We start from the raw sequence: 21,840 nt of genomic DNA, 5'->3' as shown, positions 1-21,840 counted from the left end.
AAAAGTACACAATTTAAAAAATATACACTCCGAAAATCGACTGATTTACGGAGTGTATATTACATTACTTCGACTATTCGCTAAACTAATGAAGGTTCCAAATAGAGGTATCGCTTAAATCCAACGGACATAAGCAAAATCCATACGATGAGGCAAGTCGGGATTTTTTGGAAATATGCGTAACGCATATTGATGTGTACCGGGATTATTCAATGCTTCCTTTGTCTGAAAATACAGAAGAGAACCTTCGGTTTTAACTAATTCGAATTCATATTTTTCGATAAACTCAGCTTTATTCCGAATAGGATCAAAATCAACCATTACACATTCTACTCCCAAATCGCCAATCATATTCTTCTTGTCGATCACCACTTCTCCATAGACAATATTTTTGTTATCCCTGATATCCAAATATTGATTTGGATTAAAATCAAGTTTTACTACCTCTATTTCATCCCAATTGGATGCCATATTTTCCTTCCATGCAACAATTTCTTTTGCTTTCGCATAGTCGTTGACACGTAATTCTTTAGAACGATTAGCCAACTTGAAATAAAACTTGTCGTAATATTCATCCAACATACGTTTGGTGGTGAAACGCGGAGCAATTTGGGCAATGGATTTTTTAATATATTGAACCCACTCGTGAGAATACCCATTGCTGTTATAGGAATAATACAAGGGGATAATCTCATTTTCGAGCATGGAATAAATGGTGAAAGCATCCAATTCGTCTTGGAATGTTTGATTTTCGTAAACTTTTTCTGCCGGAACAGCCCATCCTGCACCTTCTCTATAACCCTCGTACCACCAACCATCCATTACCGATAAGTTGAGTACACCATTTATGGTGGCTTTCTGTCCCGAAGTACCCGAAGCTTCCTGCAAACGAATAGGGGTATTCAACCACAAATCCACACCTGCGATGAGTCGTTTTGCCAATCGCATATCATAATTTTCGAGAAAAATAATCTTCCCCAAAAATTCGGGTCGACGCGATATTTCAACAATATGCTTGATCAGCGCTTGTCCCGCACCATCGGCCGGATGAGCTTTCCCTGCAAAAATAAATTGAACGGGACGCTTCGGATCGTTCACAATCTTCGACAACCTGTCCAAATCGGTAAAAAGCAGATAAGCTCGTTTATAAGTGGCAAAGCGCCTTGCGAATCCTATCAATAATGCATTGGGATTAAGTTGTTCGAGAATAGATACGATACGGGATGGAGTTGCCTGATTTTTCAACCAGCCGTGTTGAAACTCTGTACGAATATGCTCGATGAGTTTTCTTTTCAGATGCATGCGTAATTCCCAAAGTTCATCGTCGCTTACATCATATATTTTTTCCCAAATATTCAGATTCGATTCATCGTCATAAAAAGTCGGATCAAAATGTTTCTCATAAAATGCTTTCATTGAAGCGGTGGACCATGTGGGCAAATGCACGCCGTTGGTAACATGTCCTACATGCAATTCTTCGGGAAAATATCCTTTCCATACCGGCTGAAACATTTCACGGGAAACTTTTTCGTGCAATTCGCTCACGCCGTTTGACTCTTGAGTAGTGTTTAATGCGAATACGCTCATGGAGAATTTTTCGTGACTCCCGGGGTTTTCACGACCCAAATCCATAAATTGTTGCCATGGAATGCCAATTTCCTCTACCAGCTTACCCATATATTTAGCAATAAGCGGTTCATCAAAATAATCGTGTCCGGCAGGCACAGGAGTATGAACGGTATACAGCGATGAAGCACGAACCATTTCCAATGCCTCATTGAACGAAAGTTTTTCGTCTTTTACAAAATCGCACAACCGTTGTGCATTAATAAGAGCCGCATGACCTTCATTTAAATGATACACCTCTTTTTTTATCCCTAATCTCTTCAGCAACAATATACCGCCAACACCCAACAGATATTCCTGTTTCATCCGGTTTTCCCAATCCCCACCATAAAGCTGATACGTAATTGACCGATAGAATTCGTCATTTAAGTCGATATCGGTATCCATAAGATAGAGATTGATGCGCCCTATGGCTACTTTCCAAACATTACAATACACAATCTTATCGTGGAATGGTACTTCAAGAATCAATGGATTGTTTGTTTCGTCCATGACCTGAGAAATGGGAAGATTTCCGAAATTTTGGGCTTCGAAATTAGCAATCTGTTGTCCATCTATCGATAGGCTTTGCGAAAAATAACCGAATCGGTAAAGAAATCCCACTCCCGTAATATCCACGCTGCTGTCGCTGGCTTCTTTCAGATAATCGCCTGCCAATATTCCCAAACCTCCGGAATAGGTTTTAAGTACATTTGTCAAGCCATATTCCATACTGAAATAGGCAACACTCGGGCGGGTAGTATCGTATGGCTTACTCATGTAATCCTTAAATACGCGATAAGCCTCGTTTGCTTCCTGAAGAAAATCCGGATCATTTAGAATCTCCCCTATTCTTTCCGTCGTTAGATTCTGTAAAAGAACAACCGGATTTTGTTGACTTTTATCCCATCCTTCAGGATCTATTTTTTTGAAAATATTTTTTGCTTTTCCATTCCATACCCACCATAAATTATGAGCCATTTCATTCAAGAACTGCAACTGCATAGGCAAAATGGCACGTACCTGGATATCTCGCCAAACAGGCGCATTTGAATAACTTGATCTGATAATCATTTTTTAATATTTTAATTTATTTAAAAAGAACGATTAAAATACCATTTTAATTCTTTTTTATAGCCAAACAAAGATAATAAAATTTTATTCATTCTGTAATTTATGAGGTTTTGATAATCGAACAAAAGAGTTATGCAAAGCATTGAAATATGCTTCCTGATAATACACAATAAAATGGTTCCAGTCGCTGATATCGGCAACAGCTAAAGCACACTTTTGCAAAATGGCAATTTGCTCCGGACTTTTCAATGAAAAATCAAAAACAACATCTGCAATTTCTTTCGAAACTTCATTAGTGTTGTAATCATCGCGGTGTATGACTTGGACTCCATCATTAATCCCCTCTTTATCTCCCATTTTTTTTGCCCATGAACCAAAACCGGATAAGGTTGTAGTAATGGTTGGAACCGAAAAAGCAACGCTCTCATGTGGCGTATAACCCCACGGTTCGTAATAGGAGGGAAAGACAGTAAGATCCATTCCGACAAGTAAATCATAATAAGAAACGTTGAATACACCATCGTTCCCGTTAAGATAAGAAGGAACAAAAATTACTTTAAGCCGATCATTTTCTGAATTGCAAAATCCCAAATGTCGCAATTGATTCATAATTAAATCATGATCAGGCTCAACCAATTCATGAGTAACAAAAGGGCACATTGAAGATGTAGATGGGGAAAGAACACGATCATTTAGCCTTTCCACCAAATCTGCACGCGGCCCTTTAATCCAGGCCGGCACCATAATAAAAGCAATTACATCTTTAGCAAGCTGAGGCGTTTTACGCAAAATATTCATTGCATCGATAAATACATCAATCCCTTTATTTCGATATTCATAACGTCCGCTTATTGCTATCAACAACGCATCCCTTTGAACCTCATGTACTAATACTTTTTCGGCGACATTCAATAAAATCTGACGGGCTTTTTTTCGTGAGCGCTTATATGCAATCCCTTTGGGAATAAAATCTTTTTCAAATCCATTGGGAGTAACCACATCGGGCTGACGTTGTAAAAATTGGGTACATTCCTGTGCAGTGATATCGCTCACCGTTGTGAAACAATCTACATTCTGAGCTGTTCTCTTCTCTACGGAATGTTTAGCTACAACATTCAACTGACGTGCCATTTGGTCACCGTTATATTGTTTTAAATGATTATAAAGAGGTAAATTGTTCCCTGCGATGGAACGTCCTACAGTAGTGGCATGTGTCGTAAACACAGTAGCCACTTTGGGAATATTTTTTTTAATATATAGAGCCCCCATTCCGGTCATCCATTCGTTGAAGTGAGCTATTACATTCAGCGCTTCCAATTTATAATAGCGATAAAAACTCTCGATCACCACCCCACTCGCGTAAGCAAACATACAGGCTTCATGATAATCGCCATATCCAAAAAGGGAATCTACACCAAAATCAGTCCACATTTGAGCATAGATATTGTCTTTAATTTCAAAGAACTTCTCGAATTTTATCAAAAAAACAATCGGATTGCCCGGTACACTCCATCTGCCAATCCTGATTTGCAACTGCTGATTCCGGTATGCATAATCCTTCCACTCCGAAAAAAGATCGGGATCCTCCGTAAACCATGGGCTCTCTTTTTCTACCCATAAATCCGGTCCGATAAAAATGATATGATCCTTGTAAAGTTTATGAAGTGAATTTGCCCGTGTGGATAATACCGTATAAATACCCCCCACCTTGTTACATACTTCCCAGCTAACCTCAAAAATATAATCGGGAGTGTGCTTTATATCCATTTGCATAAATAAAATATTCTGATCTCGAAACGTGCAAAGATATGAATTTCTTATCAATAGAAAAGGTTAATCATATGCTAATAATGAAAATATATCAAAAAAGATTATCTTTGTATTCTGAATTTGATTGTTCACGATTTTGGATATTTCTCAACTTCTACAGATCTTCGAAAAACATCCCAATATAGCGGCTTCAGCCGACTTACTTAAAAAAGTACAGGTTTTATCGGTAAGACAGCTGCAGGGATCATCGTGCGCCATTTTTGCTGCCGGCATGTTTCATAAATTTCCTCAAACGTATCTTTATATTCTGAACGACGCAGAAACAGCCGGTTATTTTTATCACGATCTGACACAAATCATCGGTTCAAAAGAGGTGCTATTTTTTCCTTCGGCATACAAACGTGCAGCAAAATACGGACAAATCGATCCGGCAAATGAGATTTTGCGTACCGAAACTTTAAATCGCATACAGAGCAAAAAATCCCCCTTCATTATCGTAAGTTATCCCGATGCATTAGCAGAAAAAACAGTTTCGAGAGACACGCTCCAAAAAAATACCCTGCAATTGTCCACCGGAGAAAAAGTAGACAGTTCATTCGTTTCGCAAGTGTTGGATTCTTACCGGTTTCAACATGTAGATTACGTCTATGAACCGGGGCAATATGCTGTGCGAGGAAGTATTTTAGATGTTTTTTCTTTTTCGAGTGAATACCCGTATCGGATCGATTTTTTTGGCGATGAGGTCGAGACCATTCGAAGTTTTGATGTAGAAACTCAACTTTCGAAAGAAAAGTTGACCGATATATCTATTGTGCCCGAATTGGGCCTTTCTCAATCGAAAAATGCCACGCTTTTCGACTTACTTCCTTCGGAAACAATTATTGGAATAGAAGATATTCAATGGATAACAAGTCGCGTTTCTGCCATCAATGAAGATGAGCTACATATTCATCCACAGGATGTTGAATTTGTTAAAGCCGATCTTATTTCGAAAGACGAATTTCTATCGGCAATAAAATCTTTTAAACATATCCGCTTTGATGCAAACATGTCGGATATACCTGATGCTGCTTTAGATTTTCACACCTCTCCTCAACCGCTTTATCATAAAAATTTCGAATTGTTGAGTGAATCGATGCATCATTTTCTGGATGAGGGATATACAATTTATATACTAAGTGACAGCGAAAAGCAACAAAAAAGACTCCGGGATATCTTTGAAGATCGAAACGACAATATCCCGTTTACACCGGTCAACAAAACCCTGCATGCAGGGTTTTCGGATGAAACCTTAAAAATATGCTGCTTCACCGATCATCAAATTTTCGATCGGTTTCATAAATACAATCTGAAATCCGACAAAGCCCGTTCCGGAAAAATCGCGCTTACCCTAAAGGAGTTGAATCAACTTCAACCCGGAGACTATGTTGTACACATGGATCACGGAATCGGTAAATTTGCCGGTCTGGTACGTTTGCGCATCGGCAACCAGGTGCAGGAAGTAATCAAACTTACCTATCAAAACAACGATGCAGTATTCGTATCCATTCATTCCCTTCATAAAATATCGAAATATAAAGGTAAAGAAGGCGAACCTCCTCAGCTCAACAAACTGGGTTCGGGCGCATGGGAAAGGGTAAAAGAACGCACAAAATCAAAAATCAAGGATATTGCTCGCGATCTGATTAAACTCTATGCACAACGCCAGCACGAAAAAGGGTATGCTTTTACAAAAGATACGTATCTGCAAAACGAACTCGAAGCCTCCTTTATGTATGAAGATACTCCCGATCAGCTGAAAGCAACACAAGACGTAAAAAACGATATGGAAAACGAACGCCCGATGGACAGGTTAATTTGTGGCGATGTTGGTTTCGGAAAAACGGAAATTGCCATTAGAGCCGCATTTAAAGCTGCCATCGACGGCAAACAAACAGCAGTGCTCGTGCCTACCACAACATTGGCGACCCAGCATTACCATACTTTCCGCGATCGTTTGTCAAACTTCCCTGTCAACGTTGATTACCTGAGTCGCGCCCGGTCGCCGAAAGAACAAAAAACTATTTTGAAAGAACTGAAAGAAGGAAATATCGATATTATTATCGGTACACATCGTTTGGTTGGCAAAGACGTAAAATTTCATGATTTGGGATTACTGATTATCGACGAAGAACAAAAATTCGGCGTTTCCACTAAAGAGAAACTTCGACAAATGAAAGTTAACGTCGATACGCTTACCATGACGGCCACTCCCATTCCTCGGACATTGCAGTTTTCTCTGATGGGTTCTCGCGATCTGTCCATCATTAATACACCGCCTCCCAATCGTTATCCGGTGCAAACCGAAGTGCACACCTTCGATATGGAACTTATCAAAGAAGCCATCAATTTTGAAATCAGCCGAAACGGACAGGTTTTCATCGTAAGCAACCGCATCCAATTTCTTTATGAATTGGAAGCACGGATAAAAAAAGAAATCCCCGATATCCGCATTGCGGTCGGTCACGGACAAATGGATCCGAAAAAACTCGAAAAAATCGTTTCCGATTTTATCGATCAAGAATATGATGTGCTCCTTGCGACTACTATTATTGAATCGGGTATCGATATGCCCAATGTCAATACAATCATCATTATCAATGCTCAGGATTTCGGATTAAGCGATCTGCATCAACTACGTGGACGAGTTGGACGAAGCAATCGAAAAGCTTTTTGTTATTTACTGACTCCGCCCTTAAACATGCTTTCTGCCGATGCACGCCGACGCATACAAGCCATCGAAAATTTTTCAGAACTTGGAAGTGGAATTCATATTGCCTTGCAGGATTTGGATATCCGTGGAGCAGGTAATCTGCTGGGTGCCGAGCAAAGTGGATTTATCGCCGAACTCGGTTATGAAACCTATCAAAAAATTCTTGCCGAAGCCATAGAAGAATTAAAAAGAGAAGAATTCTCGGATTTGTATGAGGAACAACAACGAGAAAAGGTGTTAGAAGAAGATTTTGTGACCGATGTAACCGTAGAAAGTGATCTTGGACTAATGTTCCCTGAATCCTATATTCCGAATGATGCTGAACGGGTTAGCATTTATCGTGAACTGGATAGCATAGAAACCGAGGATGAAATTTCGAACTTTATAAAACAACTTGAAGATCGCTTCGGAAAAATTCCAACAGAGGGACTTGAACTGATTCAGATTGTACGACTGCGCCGAGTGGCAAAAGCATTGGGCATAGAAAAAATTGTTCTTAAAAACCATCAAATGACATTGTTTCTCATTTCAGATCCCCAGTCGCCGTATTATCAATCGAAAGCATTCGACAAGCTGCTCAACTACATCCAGATCCATCCTCGCGATTGTCAATTGCGGGAAGTAAACAAAAAACGCTCGGCTGTCATCCGCAACGTGGAAACCGTTGAAACTGCCGTCGCAGTATTAAAGGAAATGTCAACCGATTAATAGTTACAAAACTTTCAACAGTTCATTTACAGCAGCTTCCAATTGCGTATCTTCACCGTTAATGGCTTTATTCAGATCTAGTTGAACTTTCACATCGGGCTCCAGCTGACTGTTTTCCAAATATGTTCCTTCGGCTGTGCGATAGCCAACAACCGGAATTCCGAAATAGACCGTAGGATCTTGCAGTGTAACCCAATTAACGCTTGTCATTGTACCGGCTACAGGCATACCCACTAATTTACCGATTTTTTGGTTTTTATACACCCAAGGCGTGCCATGCGCATTCGAATAGTCGGCTTCAGTAATGAGCATGATCGATGGCTTATTCCAACGTCGACTCGGCATTTCGCAATATTCTTTGCCACGAACTACCTGATCGAGATATTTTTTTCCACTGAAAAATACTTCCAAGTCTTCATGTAATCGCCCTCCTCCATTATATCGGATATCTATCACAATTCCTTCTTTTTTGTAATATTTCCCCAGCGCATCCGAATACATTTTTCTGAAACTTTCGTCACCCATCGATGGAACATGAACGTAACCCAACCGTCCATTGGAGAGGCGTTCTACATCATCAGCACGTTGTTTTACCCAACGTTTGTAGAGTAAATCATCCAATGCACCTGCACTGATCGGCTTGATCACCTCATCCCATCGTTTGCCCGAAGTCGGAGAATAAAGCGAAATCAGTACGTTTTTACCTGCTTTTCCCTCCAACAGTGGAAAATAATCATCCTGAGGCAAAATTTCCTGACCGTCAATTTTTTCGATAATATCGCCAACCTTTGCTTTAGATTGAAAATTATCGAAAGGGCCGTTAATCAAGATCTCTTCAATTTTCAATCCATTTTTGTTTCCATTTGCGCTAACAAAAAGTCCAAGATTTGACGTTTTTTCATTATTACTTGGTGAACGATAACCCGATCCCGTATGAGACACATTGAGTTCGCCCAACATCTCGGACAACATTTCGGAGAAATCGTAATTGTTGTTGATATAAGAAAGAAATTTACGATAATGGTTTGTCAAATGTTCCCAATCGACACCATGCATGTTTACTTCGTAAAAACGTTCTTTTTCTTCTCTGCATACATAATCAAACATGAATTGACGCTCTTGAGCCAAATCAATTTTCATCTCTGCCCTGTAATCGATGGAAGCCAACTTCTCTGTTGAAACCTCCATTTTCTGCATTTTCTTATTCCCCAGAATAAAGAGTGTTTTTTGTTCTTTATCCATGCTCAAGGCCGAGTTCCCCCCTTTGAGTTTGCTTAAAAGTTTAGTAGCGTGTTCACGCAAATCGTGCACCCACAAATCATAGTCGTCTTCAACGGCCGACAAGTAATAGAGTTTCGATCCCTCTTTATTGATAATGAAGCTGCCTAAACGTGAGGAATTGGGTGTCAATCGCACAATGCGCTGATCCATGTTTTCAAATTCCATCACAATATCTTTAGGTGTTTCATCGATCTTCTTTTTATCTTTATTTTTGTCTTCTTCGGCTTTTTTGGCTTCTTTTTCGGCATCGGTAAAAAGTTCAAACTCCTCCTTGCTCATTTTATATTTGTCAAAAGCCTCACGATTGACAAAAGCAATCATCACATCTTCCAACGATCCCCACGACGCATGATTGCGCATCCCGTATCGTTCGGATGAATAGAGAATAGCGTTACCATTCATTACCCACCGCGGATTTCGATTGGTATACCCGCTTTTGGTCAAATCGAAAATCTCGCCTCCTGTTTTTGCACTTACAATACCGATGTTGGTATATGGAGCATGTCCGTTGGACACATATTCAAGCACAAACCATTTGCCGTCGGGCGACCATTCATAATTCATGCTCCCGTCCGTTTCATGCTGATAAGAGCCATCTGTTATTTGTCTTAGTTTCTTTTCAGCCAAATTATACACCACTAATTTTTTTCTATCTTGGACAAAGGCAACTTCTTTACCATCGGGAGAAAATTTGGGATGCTGCTTTTCCGATTTATCATTTTTGATAAGCGCTTCTTCGACAATAAGTGTTGCATTCGAAAAATTCGGCTCTTCCTTTCGTGAAATCTTGGTAAGATACACATTCCAGTAACCCTCTCGATAACTCGAATAAACCATTGACCGATTATCGGCACCTAAATCCACGTCAGCTTCCTCTGCTGTTGTATTCGTTATCTGTTTGGTAGTATTGTAATCGGATGAAGTAACAAAGACGTCGCCTCGAACAGTAAATGCGACTTGTTTGCCATCGGGTGAATTGGAAGCAGAAGTAGCCCCTGAAGTGAAACTCATTTTTTGGATTTGCTCATCCTCGACATCAGTCGAAATGGAAATATTCAATTTTTCCGGATTCGAAGAACCTTGCTTCAACGTATAAATTTCTCCATCATAGCCAAAACAAAGTGTTCCGTTGTTTGCCACAGAAAGAAATCGAACCGGATGGGTTTGAAAGTTTGTCAATTGTTTCACATCAGAAGGATAATCTAATGGAGCAGTATACACATTAAATGTACCGCTGCGCTCACTTAAAAAGTACAACGCTTTTCCATCCGGGCTATAAACCGGATCAGTATCTTCACCCTCCCGGTCAATGAGTTTTTTGTATGTACCGTTTTTTATATCATATTCCAAAATATCACGTGTAACCGATGAAGTGTGATGTTTTCTCCACGGGTTTTCAAAACCTTTTACATCTTGATATAAAAATTTTTTACCGGATTTATTGAAATTAATTTTATCGGCAGGGAAAGCCGCGATCATTTCAGCTCGACCTCCATCTATGGAAATTTTATATATTTCAGAAAACCTTGAACCGGGAAATAAAGCACTTTTTACCGGATCTTGATAAGATGCCGAAAAAACGATAAATTTTCGGTCGGGAGTAAATGCCCACAAATTTTCAGTAGCAGAATGCGTTGTCAGCCTCTTGGCTGCACCCCCTTCGGATGACATCACATAAATATCTTTAGCTCCTTTACGGTCGCTAATAAACGCTATTTGATCACCCCCGGGAGACCATATCGGATTACTGTCAAAAGCCTCGTGAGTTGTCAAACGTACAGCTTTCCCGCCGTTTATCGAGACTTTATAAATATCACTTTTATAGGAAAACGCCACTTGCGATCCATCGGGAGAAATGGTCGGATATCTCATCCAGAGAGGATTCTGAGCATTGCTTATTAACGATATGAGCAAAATAAACCCTAAAATAAATTGCTTCTTCACCATTGCTTTTTACTTTACTTAGCTAAAAATGCAAATATAACCTATCCCCGTAAACCAAAAAATAAAAAAATGGGACCTTACTATTTTTTAGCCCCATTTAATAAATTAAAACAATCCCTCAACCGAAAGGTATCGTTCTCCTGTATCGTAATTAAAGGTGAGAATACGTTTTTTTCCTTCAAGTTCCGGAATTTTTTTGGCTATAGCTGCCAATGATGCACCGGTTGAAATACCGCCCAAGATGCCTTCTTGACGAGCCAATCGCCGTGCATATTCAAAAGCCTCCTCTTTGGTAATTCGTATAACGCCATCCAATACCGTCAAATCCAACGTATCCGGTATAAAGCCCGCGCCAATCCCCTGTATTGCATGAGGGCCTGCCTTGCCGCCGGAAATAACGGCCGAATCAATTGGCTCCACACCAATAACTTGAAGTGAGGAAAAATTCTTTTTCAATTCTTTTCCCACCCCCGTTATATGTCCGCCTGTGCCGATCCCTGTAATCAGATAATCCAATCCTTCCTCAAAATCGTTTAGTATTTCCTGTGCTGTAGTTGCAGCATGAATAGCAGGATTGGACGGATTTTTGAACTGTTGCGGTATCCATGAATTGGGAATGGTTTGCTGTAACTCCTCTGCTTTTTCAATAGCGCCCGACATTCCCTTTTCGCGCGGTGTTAGTACTAATTCAGAACCATAGAGGGCAATCAATTTTCTTCGTTCAACCGACATCGATTCCGGCATCACTATCATTACTTTATATCCTTTTAATGCACCAACGAGAGAAAGTCCTACTCCTGTATTTCCCGAAGTGGGTTCAATAATGGTTGCTCCCGCTTTCAATATCCCCTCTTTTTCGGCATCTTCGATCATTGCAAGTGCTATTCGATCTTTAAGACTGCCTCCGGGATTCTGCCTTTCCAGCTTCAGCCAAACCTCTTGTTCAGTGAAAAGCCTACTTAACCGAATATGCGGTGTATTACCAATAACTTCCAAAATCGAATTATGTTTCATATCCATCCTTTATAAATATTCTAAATTAACTCTTTATTTCTATTTATATAACGAAATCGTTGGGTGGCACAAAGTTTTTTACCGTTTTAACTTTTACATCGACAGCATTATAAACCAACGAATATGGAATAACACTCTGGGTCACCCATGCCCCCCCTCCGATAGTCGAATCATGACCGATAACTGTTTCACCACCCAAAATAGTAGCATTGGAATATATAACCACGTTATCTTCTACAGTAGGATGGCGTTTCACTCCGGAAAGTTTTTTCTCCAGATATAAAGCACCCAATGTCACACCTTGATATATTTTTACGTTATCTCCGATTTCGGTTGTTTCTCCGATAACGATTCCGGTTCCATGATCCATAAAAAGATTTTTCCCGATTTTAGCACCGGGATGAATATCGATCCCGACTTTGGCATGAGCATATTCCGAGAATAAACGGGGAATCAACGGTACGTCCAATACATGAAGCTCGTGAGCCATTCGATGCACACTCAAGGCAAAGAAACCGGGATAAGCAAGAATAACCTCTTCCAGGCTTCTTGCCGCCGGATCGTTTTGCAAATAACAATGAGCATCTTCATATAAACGATCACGCAGTTGCGGAAACTTCTCAAAAAAATTTACTGTAGCACTTTCTGCAAAGTTATGATCCTTAAGGTTGGCAATATTTTTTAAAAGTGCATTTGCCGCTTTTTCCAGCATTTTGCGAATGTGGTTTACATCAGGTTCGGCACACACGGGAAACATGGCGTTGAAGAGTAAATCCACAGTCTCCTCAAGTCTGCATTTCTCTACAGGAATATGGACAGCTTGAGGCTGAAACTCATAAATAAGTTTTTGTATATTTTTGTTCATTGAAAAATTTTTTAGACGAATAAATCAATTTGTTGTGTTTTGGAATTAACGGAATATCAAACAGCATTGTTGAAAAGCCGAAAAATGATCAACAACAATATACATAAAAGATATGTAAGAAAATTGGTTTCATTTCATTTGAAGAGAGGAAACAAAAATACAAAATATTTCTTACTCATGAGTACAGCTTGTTTATTTTATGCTTTTTATTCTATCAATAAGTTCATTTCCCAATGCTCTTTTTTCTTCAATATGTTGTAAGGTAGCCATCACGAAAGGGTTTTTATCAAACACACCCCGCACATATTCAAAATCCAGTTCCTGTTCCTGAATATCTCCATCGGCACCAAAACCTGTTTTAAATGATAATGAAAATTCTTTTTTTGCATCGTCATATATCATCTCATCCAGTTTAATCACGCTTTCTTTCCATTTTTCAACAATGCGGATAACATTCTGAGCTGTGATGGTTTCCTCCGTAACCTCATAAAATTCCCGGATTTTCTCCCATGCCCAGGTCCATTCATACTCGTAATAATTTTCATGAAGTCGCTTAAACTCATTGTTTATTTCTTCCAAAGTGGTTATTTCTTCATTTTCAATCCGATTAAGCAAAAGATCGATTTCAGATTTGGGAGCAATCAATCCCGAAAGATCGATCCACTCACCCAATCCGATATCGGTAGTGGGTTTCAGTTGGTTCCTTATTTCTTCATTGCTTTTAAAAGGTGTTTTCTCTAACCTTTTTATTAGCGAATTTCCCAAGAACTTATGCACAACAATATAGTATAATTCCAATCCTCTTTTGAGAGCCGATTTGGTAATGATACAACTCTGGTAAGTGAAAATTTCCGATGCTTCGCCCGAAGTATGTTGAAGATGTTTCAATATTCTGATTCCTTCAAACACTTTTTGAATCGTATAAGGACTCAACAGATTGAAATTAATAAAATCGAGCCGATGAGGATCTGTTCTTCTATCGCGTTCCGGCCATTTTTTGGCATCGCGTATCGTACCTACACTCCGCAGGTTGACCGCAGGTGCCACATATGTGGTATTGTCTTTTTCAATTAAATACGAAAAGGGCAGGTTTGAGGTATCGGAATGTTTATAATGTCTTCCCAGGATGAGCGAAAAGGGACCTACTTTAGCGGGCCACAACACATAAGAATCACTGGTAGTCTTGGCTCCCCGTTCCACAATACCTTGGTGGATCGGCCCCAGTTTATACATATGATTACTCTGATTAGAGCCCGATCCTGCATTCATAAATGAAAACATCCCCGCAATAAGCAAGGTTGATTTATGATGCGTTACGGTATAAGGACCGGCAAACACAGCACATGCTTCGCCATTCTCACCCTGGCAATTGCTAAAAAACAGCGAATCGGAAGCCGAATAACCATGATCCAAATGACAGGCTTGACCAATAAAACAGCGTTCGATAATCGTTCCCCCATCTACCCGCGAGCCCGAAGATACGATGAAGTCACGTGCTATCACATTCCTCCCAATGTGAACAGGTGCCTCTTTATTACTATTGATACTCCCGTTTTTCAATTTCATAGTCCCGGTTATTTTACAAAACGCACCAATCCTCACATTTTTAATATATCCCACATTTACGATCACGCAATTGTTGCCAATTGTTCCCCTATCCGACGCATGTTTCTCACTGTAAAAATCGATAATACCTTTCATCCGGTCGATAAGTTTCGGACGATGACGATATAAGGAATAAATGTAGGCAAAATGTGCCGATAATTTATCGGTAATATGAACTTCTCTCCCTCCCGTTTCATTTAACACGTTTACTTTCAACCCATTTCCAAATGTTGTTCTCCCTTCTACCAAAATAACATCCACATTTTGAATAAAACAATTATCGCCAATGCAATAGTTGGCAATATAATTCTGAACATTCTCGATGACCACATTGTCTCCGATTTCGCAATGGTGGATTACCGCACGGTTTATGCAAGCGTGTTTTTTTATACCGCCTTCCAGAAAAAAAACATTTTCCAAAACGCCTAACTTAATTTCCCCTGAAAATACAGTGTCGCGAATATAATCAGGCTTAAAATTCTCTTTGACCCAAACAAGAGACCAATCGTGGTGAGTACAACCGTTTTTTTTCAAGGTATCAATTTCAGATGGAGAGAGATGCCGATAATCTTTCATAATCAAATCAAAATAAAATAAATAATTAAATATTGCAGGATTCAAAAAAGCGAATAAAAAAGAAATGCATCTTGCTATATAAAGAAATAAAAAAACGAGATTCGGTATTTTTGAATCTCGTTTGTCATTTATTTCTTGGTTTTCAATGCTTGAAAAATCAGCTTTTCCAACTCCTCCCCTAATTCGGGATTATCTTTTATCATATTTTTAGCGGCATCCCTACCTTGTCCGAGTTTAGTATCGTTGTAGCTGTACCACGAACCGCTTTTTTTTATGATCCCCAAGTCCGAGCCGAGGTCGACGATTTCCCCTTCACGTGAAATGCCCTCGCCGTAGATAATATCGAATTCGGCTTTTCGAAAAGGAGGAGCGACCTTGTTTTTCACCACCTTCACGCGTGTTTGGCTGCCGGAGATCTCATCGCCGTCTTTCAATGCTCCAATACGGCGGATATCGAGCCGCACCGAAGCATAAAACTTCAATGCATTACCACCGGTAGTGGTTTCCGGATTGCCAAACATAACACCAATTTTCTCACGAAGTTGATTAATAAATATACACGTTGTGTTCGTTTTACTGATAGCCGCTGTAAGTTTTCGTAAAGCTTGCGACATCAATCGTGCCTGTAATCCCATTTTTGAGTCACCCATATCCCCCTCAAGTTCTGCTCTCGGCGTAAGAGCAGCCACTGAATCGATGACCACAATATCTACAGCCGAAGATCGGATAAGTTGCTCGGCAATTTCCAAAGCTTGCTCGCCACTATCGGGTTGTGAAATAAGCAAATTTTCGATATCCACACCCAACTGCTCAGCATAAAAACGATCAAAAGCATGTTCGGCATCAATAAAAGCGGCAACTCCTCCCGCTTTTTGAGCTTCGGCAATAGCATGAATGGCCAATGTAGTTTTCCCTGAAGACTCAGGACCAAATATTTCGATGACGCGACCACGAGGATAGCCTCCTACACCCAGCGCAACATTTAATCCGATTGAGCCCGAAGAAATAACGGCAACTTCTTCTACCTTTCCGTCACCCATTTTCATGATCGATCCCTTACCATACGTTTTTTCGATCTTATCCATCGCAGCGCGAAGCGCCTTTAGTTTTTCATTGTTGATGTCTTTTTCTTCTGCCATGTTTATTGATTTGATGAATTAGTATTCTAATTAATTTTGGTTGTCTATTTTGATTTCCCCTAAATCTTCGGGAATTTTATCTCCCATAGGGAATATAATTTTTATTAATATCTTTACGTCGGGGTTTAAATGTTCAAAGTTATAAAAATAATCGAATTTCTTATGCCAATTTATAAATTCCGCCCGGCAAGGCTTTCACCACATTTTTCATTTCGAGCTCCAATAAGGTAAAAAACAACTCTGCAACAGGAATATTGAGCTCAATAGCGAGTGAATTTACATGTAAAGATTCCGTATTATTCAAAGCAGCCAAAACTTTTTCTTCCTCTTCGCTAAGGTTCACAAACAATTCTTTTTGCTTGGGTTTAACAGGTTGCGAAGAAGTGTTCCAGCCCAATTGCTCAATAAAATCGGCAGTACGTTGTAAAAGAACAGCTTTATTGGAGGAAATCAGGTTGTTACACCCAACTGACATGCTGTCGGTTGTACGACCCGGAACAGCAAAGACCTCACGGTAATACGAATTGGCGATATCGGCCGTGATAAGCGATCCACCTTTGTCTGCCGATTCGATTATAACCACAGCATCAGCCATTCCGGCAACAATACGGTTTCGCCTGACAAAATTGAATCTATCCGGTTCGGTACCGGAAGGAAATTCTGTCAACAAAGCGCCGCTTTCAAGCATATCTACAGCCGTTTTCCGATGCACAGCAGGATAAATTCTGTCTAATCCGTGCCCCAATACACCAACAGTAGACAATTGGTTTTGTAATGCTGCCCGATGTGCACAAACGTCAATACCATAAGCCAATCCGCTTACGATTAATACATCCGGAAACAATTCCGAAAGTTCTTTTACAAATTTGCGACAAAAATCCAATCCATATCTGGTGGCATGACGTGTTCCAACAATGCTTACCACCTTTTCGCGATTGAAATCGACATTGCCTTTGGCATAAAGAAGTATAGGAGCATCAACGCAATTAGTTAGTCGTTTGGGATACTCGTCAGAAGTAAAAAAGAGTAAATTGATGCGATTCTTATCCACAAATTCCAGTTCCTCTTTGGCACGTTTCATAACTTCCGGGTTATGAATTTCATTGACCAATCGTTTTGAAATCCGCGGTACCAATTCCAGCTTTTGCTTACTCTCTCTAAAGATAGCTTCCTCATCCCCAACTGCCTGCATCAGATTACGTGCATGCGCGACCCCTACCCCCTTTATTTGGGTAAGAGCAATCTGATAAATGGATTTTTCAGTAAGAGCCATCAATTGATATTTACTTTAAAAAAGAAAATTATCACTACTACAGATATTCCTTAAAAGCCTCATCGAAAATACAGGGTTGAGACAATTTACCGTCAATGAGACACACCACTTCTACTTTTCCTCTCGCACACAATTTCTTATCGTGCAACCGGATAATATCCTGATAAAAAATATATTTGAGTCCTTCCTTCTTTATATTAAGTGCGCAGGAAAATTCATCCATCCCGAACAAAGGCGATTTATATCGAATTTCAACATGAGAAACCACTGCATCTATCCCATTTTTTGTCAAATCATAAAAATTGAGCCCGTGTTTCCCCATAAATTCATGCCGCGCAACTTCAAAATAATGCTGATAATTGGCATTGTTAACATACCCTTGAGCATCGCATTCGTAGTCGCGGACTTTCATCTTATATTCAAAAATATATGATCTCATTAATTTCGATTAATTTCAACAAACCCTTATTCCCCTTCCTTTTTTGCTTTAAGCCATTTTCGTGCATTTACAAATGCTTCCATCCAGGGTGTAACATCATGCTTACGATATTCGAAAGGATAATATGCATTTTGCCAAGGGAAAATGGTTCGTTCGGGATGGGGCATCATAGCCAGATGACGTCCGTCTTTGGAACATACAGCTGCCGTAGCATAATCCGATCCGTTGGGATTACCCGGATATTCACTGTAAATATACTTTGCCGCAATGGCATATTCCGATTCCGGATACGGCAGCTCAAAACGCCCTTCCCCATGTGCAAGCCACACTCCCAATTTATACCCTTCGAGCGATTTCAACATTACCGACTCGTTTTTGGGAATTTCCACACTCACAAATGCAGATTCGAATTTATGGGAGATATTATGGTTCATCTTCGGATGAGCATCCCCCATTTCGGGATATACCAAACCAAGCTCCATCATGAGCTGACAGCCATTGCATATACCCAAACTCAAGGTATCTTGGCGCGCATAGAAATTTTTCAATGCTTTATTCGCTTTTTCGTTATAGAGAAAAGCTCCTGCCCAACCTTTGGCAGAACCCAGCACATCAGCATTGGAAAATCCTCCGCAAAATACAGCCATTTGAACATCTTCCAACGTTTCGCGTCCCGAAATGAGATCGGTCATATGCACATCCTTCACGTCGAAACCGGCAAGATAAAGTGCATAGGCCATTTCACGTTCTCCATTCGTTCCTTTTTCACGAATAATTGCCGCAGTGATTCCCGATTTGTCTTTTCTGTCGGGATTCAATCCCAAATCTTCAAATTTACCCGTGAAAGTTGCGGGAATTTCAAATTTTAAAGGCTGCTCCTTATAATTTTCATATCGTTCGTTTGCACAATATTCACCGCTTTGCTTGCGGTCCAACAAATAAGATGTTTTGTACCATACATCGCGCAGCTTTTCAATGTCGAATTCTTTGCCAAATCCATCTTTTTTTATGACAAGAGAACGATCTTTTATGGGGCGGGCAACAATAAAAGAAGCCACGCCGTAATCATTCAAAATTTTATCTACCAAATGACGGTGTTTTACCTGTATGAGGATAGCCGGATTTTCGGCAAAAAGAATCTTGACAAGGTCTTCTTGGGGTATTTTATCCAGCCGGGCTTCCAATCCACCTTTCGTGTTGGCAAAACACATTTCGAGCATAGCCGTAATCATCCCCCCTGCCGAAATGTCGTGCCCGGCCAAAATCAGTCCCCGATCAACAAGTTCCTGAACTGCAGCAAAGGCCTGCTTAAAATACTCGGCATCAGGTACCGTTGGCGCTTCATCGCCAACTTTGCCCATGGTCTGCGCGAATGCCGAACCTCCAAGTTTTAAGGTATCCGAAGAAAAAGCGATATAATAAATATAGGTCCCTTTGATATACGCCAATGTGGGAGAAACAATTTTGCGAATATTCTTTACCTCTCCCGCAGCAGAAATAATTACGGTACCCGGAGCAAGAACTTTATCGTCGCCATATTTTTGCGTCATGGACAACGAATCTTTTCCCGTCGGAATATTAATTCCCAACTTGCAAACAAAATCCGAACAAGCCTCCACCGCCTTATATAAACGCGCATCTTCACCGGGATTACGACACGGCCACATCCAATTGGCACTGAGCGATACACTTTTCAATCCTTCAGCAAGCGGAGCAAAAACAATATTGGTTAGCGCCTCGGCAACAGCCATCACCGAACCGGCAGCCGCGTCAATCAAAGCCACCTGAGGCGCATGGCCAATGGAAGTGGCTATCCCTTCTCTTCCTTTATAATCGAGAGCAACCGCACCGAGGTCACTCAACGGAAGCTGGATTTTTCCCTGACATTGCTGACGTGCCACTTTACCCGTTACAGACCGATCGACTTTGTTGGTAAGCCAATCTTTGCAAGCAATTTCCTCCAACCTCAACACATTTTCAAGATAAGTATCCAGTTTTTCCACATCATATTCTGCAGGAGCATATTTCTCTTCAATTGTGGTATCCTTCATAATGGTAACCGGCGGTTTTCCGAAGAAATCACTCAGATCCATATCGATAGGGCAAGTCCCATCGGCTTGTACAAAAGTAAGGCGTTTGTTATCTGTCGTTTCACCAACCACATACATCGGCGAGCGTTCGCGCGACGAAATGCGCTCAAGACGCTCAATGTCTTTTTGCTCGGAAAGCAACCCCATGCGTTCCTGACTTTCGTTCCCGATAATTTCTTTTGCAGAGAGCGTTGGATCCCCGATGGGCAGCTTATCCATTTCAATTCGGCCTCCTGTTTCCTCTACCAATTCTGAAAAACAATTCAAATGTCCTCCTGCACCATGATCGTGAATGGAAACAATGGGGTTTTCATCGGATTCCACCAATGCACGAATGACATTCGATACCCGTTTTTGCATTTCGGGATTGGCACGTTGTACGGCATTCAATTCAATACCTGCCGAATATTCGCCTGTATTCACCGACGAAACGGCTCCTCCACCCATACCGATACGATAGTTGTCCCCGCCCAGCATTACGATTTTTTCGCCGGGTTGCGGTTTCCCCTTCAATGCATCGCGCTTATTAGCATAGCCAACACCTCCAGCAAGCATGATAACCTTATCGTAACCGAATTTCTTATCATTTTCCGCATGTTCAAACGTCAACAACGAACCGCAAATCAGTGGTTGCCCAAATTTGTTCCCAAAATCGGATGCACCATCTGACGCTTTAATCAGAATCTGCTCGGGAGTGCGGTAAAGCCATTTACGGGGAGGGAGGGTGTTTTCCCATGGACGATCGTCTTCCAACCGTGGATACGAAGTCATGTAAATAGCCGTACCGGCCAATGGAAGCGAACCCTTACCACCGGCCAACCGGTCACGAATTTCTCCCCCTGTCCCGGTAGCAGCACCATTAAATGGCTCTACTGTCGTGGGGAAATTATGCGTTTCGGCTTTCAACGAAAGTACACTCTCGATATTTTTTGTAAAGAAAAAATCCGGTTGTTCGGGATTGGCAGGTGCAAACTGCTCAATCGCCGGTCCCTCAACAAAAGCCACATTATCTTTATAGGCCGAAACCAACTTATTGGGATTAACCCGAGAAGTTTTTTTGATGAGTTGAAAAAGTGAACTCTCTTTTTCTTCTCCATCGATAATAAATTTTCCATTGAAAATCTTGTGGCGACAATGCTCTGAATTGACTTGGGAAAATCCGAAAACCTCGCTATCGGTAAGTTTTCGGTTCATTTTCTTACTCAGTGCATTCAAATACGCGATCTCTTCATCACTCAAGGCCAGGCCTTCTTTCTCATTATAAGCCGCAATGTCGTCGATATAGATAATCGGGTCAGGCACTTTATCGATCGTATAAATTTTCTGATCGAGTTTTTCATACCTATGTTGCAACATCGGATCATATTCGCCGTCATCATTTGCAGGAATAAATTCTTCGATGCGGGTAATTCCCTTTATGCCCATGTTTTGTGTAATTTCCACGGCGCACGTACTCCACGGAGTAATCATTTCGCGTCGCGGACCTATAAATCGTTCGTCAATCTCGACAGAATCGAGCATTTCTGCATTTCCAAAGAGCCATTTCAAACGTTGGGCTGATTCCTCAGAAAAAGGCATGGAAGTCTCGACAGCAATAATATGTCGGGAAGCGGTTCTGAAAAAAACGATCATTATTATTTACTTTTTAGGTTGAAACAAATGAAAGTAACTATTTAAAATGCAAAGTTAATGAAAAGAGAACGAA

Annotated in this window: 11 protein-coding genes; 1 reads left to right on the top strand and 10 read right to left on the bottom strand. The window is 40.6% G+C overall.

What is annotated here, in order from left to right:
- Window positions 1-114 precede the first annotated feature (114 nt).
- Together glgP and OLM34_RS06620 are read right to left on the bottom strand one after the other, a co-directional pair.
- Window positions 115-2,679 (bottom strand): alpha-glucan family phosphorylase, encoded by a 2,565-nt coding sequence (glgP, locus tag OLM34_RS06625; protein ID WP_264406083.1) that lies wholly within the window; start codon window positions 2,677-2,679, stop codon window positions 115-117.
- An 84-nt stretch (window positions 2,680-2,763) separates the two neighbouring features.
- Complete coding sequence (locus OLM34_RS06620) at window positions 2,764-4,446, bottom strand: glycogen/starch synthase (protein ID WP_413777202.1); 1,683 nt, start codon at window positions 4,444-4,446, stop codon at window positions 2,764-2,766.
- 139 nt (window positions 4,447-4,585) lie between these two features.
- On the opposite strand from OLM34_RS06620, the gene mfd reads away from it, so the two are divergent.
- Window positions 4,586-7,909, top strand: a complete 3,324-nt coding sequence (mfd, locus tag OLM34_RS06615; RefSeq protein WP_264406079.1) for a transcription-repair coupling factor — start codon at window positions 4,586-4,588, stop codon at window positions 7,907-7,909.
- A 3-nt stretch (window positions 7,910-7,912) separates the two neighbouring features.
- Here mfd and OLM34_RS06610 read toward each other — a convergent pair whose 3' ends face one another.
- The 8 genes from OLM34_RS06610 to purL all read right to left on the bottom strand — a co-directional run bounded on the left by OLM34_RS06610 (window position 7,913) and on the right by purL (window position 21,767).
- Window positions 7,913-11,134 carry a S41 family peptidase gene (locus OLM34_RS06610; RefSeq protein WP_264406158.1) on the bottom strand — a complete coding sequence of 1,074 codons (3,222 nt, stop codon included), beginning with the start codon at window positions 11,132-11,134 and terminating at the stop codon, window positions 7,913-7,915.
- A gap of 105 nt (window positions 11,135-11,239) precedes the next feature.
- A complete protein-coding gene (gene cysK, locus OLM34_RS06605) occupies window positions 11,240-12,148 on the bottom strand; it encodes a cysteine synthase A (protein WP_413777201.1) in 909 nt (302 codons plus the stop codon).
- A gap of 43 nt (window positions 12,149-12,191) precedes the next feature.
- Window positions 12,192-13,013, bottom strand: coding sequence for a serine O-acetyltransferase EpsC (gene epsC / locus OLM34_RS06600; RefSeq protein ID WP_264406074.1), 822 nt, complete (start codon window positions 13,011-13,013; stop codon window positions 12,192-12,194).
- A gap of 192 nt (window positions 13,014-13,205) precedes the next feature.
- A complete protein-coding gene (locus OLM34_RS06595) occupies window positions 13,206-15,194 on the bottom strand; it encodes a DUF4954 family protein (RefSeq protein WP_264406072.1) in 1,989 nt (662 codons plus the stop codon).
- A gap of 128 nt (window positions 15,195-15,322) precedes the next feature.
- Entirely contained in the window at window positions 15,323-16,333 is a 1,011-nt protein-coding gene (gene recA, locus OLM34_RS06590; RefSeq protein WP_264406070.1) for a recombinase RecA, read from the bottom strand.
- Between the two features lie 160 nt (window positions 16,334-16,493).
- The gene (gene dprA / locus OLM34_RS06585) at window positions 16,494-17,606 is read right to left on the bottom strand and encodes a DNA-processing protein DprA (RefSeq protein WP_264406068.1); all 1,113 of its coding nucleotides are present in this window, start codon (window positions 17,604-17,606) and stop codon (window positions 16,494-16,496) included.
- 37 nt (window positions 17,607-17,643) lie between these two features.
- On the bottom strand, window positions 17,644-18,045 hold the full coding sequence (locus tag OLM34_RS06580) for an acyl-CoA thioesterase (RefSeq protein ID WP_264406066.1): 402 nt from the start codon (window positions 18,043-18,045) through the stop codon (window positions 17,644-17,646).
- Window positions 18,046-18,071: 26 nt separating this feature from the next.
- A complete protein-coding gene (gene purL / locus OLM34_RS06575) occupies window positions 18,072-21,767 on the bottom strand; it encodes a phosphoribosylformylglycinamidine synthase (protein WP_264406063.1) in 3,696 nt (1,231 codons plus the stop codon).
- Window positions 21,768-21,840 lie beyond the last annotated feature (73 nt).

The sequence above is a fragment of the Anaerorudis cellulosivorans genome, assembly GCF_025943985.1.
Classification (GTDB): domain Bacteria; phylum Bacteroidota; class Bacteroidia; order Bacteroidales; family Dysgonomonadaceae; genus Anaerorudis; species Anaerorudis cellulosivorans.
Note: the sequence above shows the minus strand (reverse complement) of the source record. Positions and strands in the feature narration are given on the sequence as shown.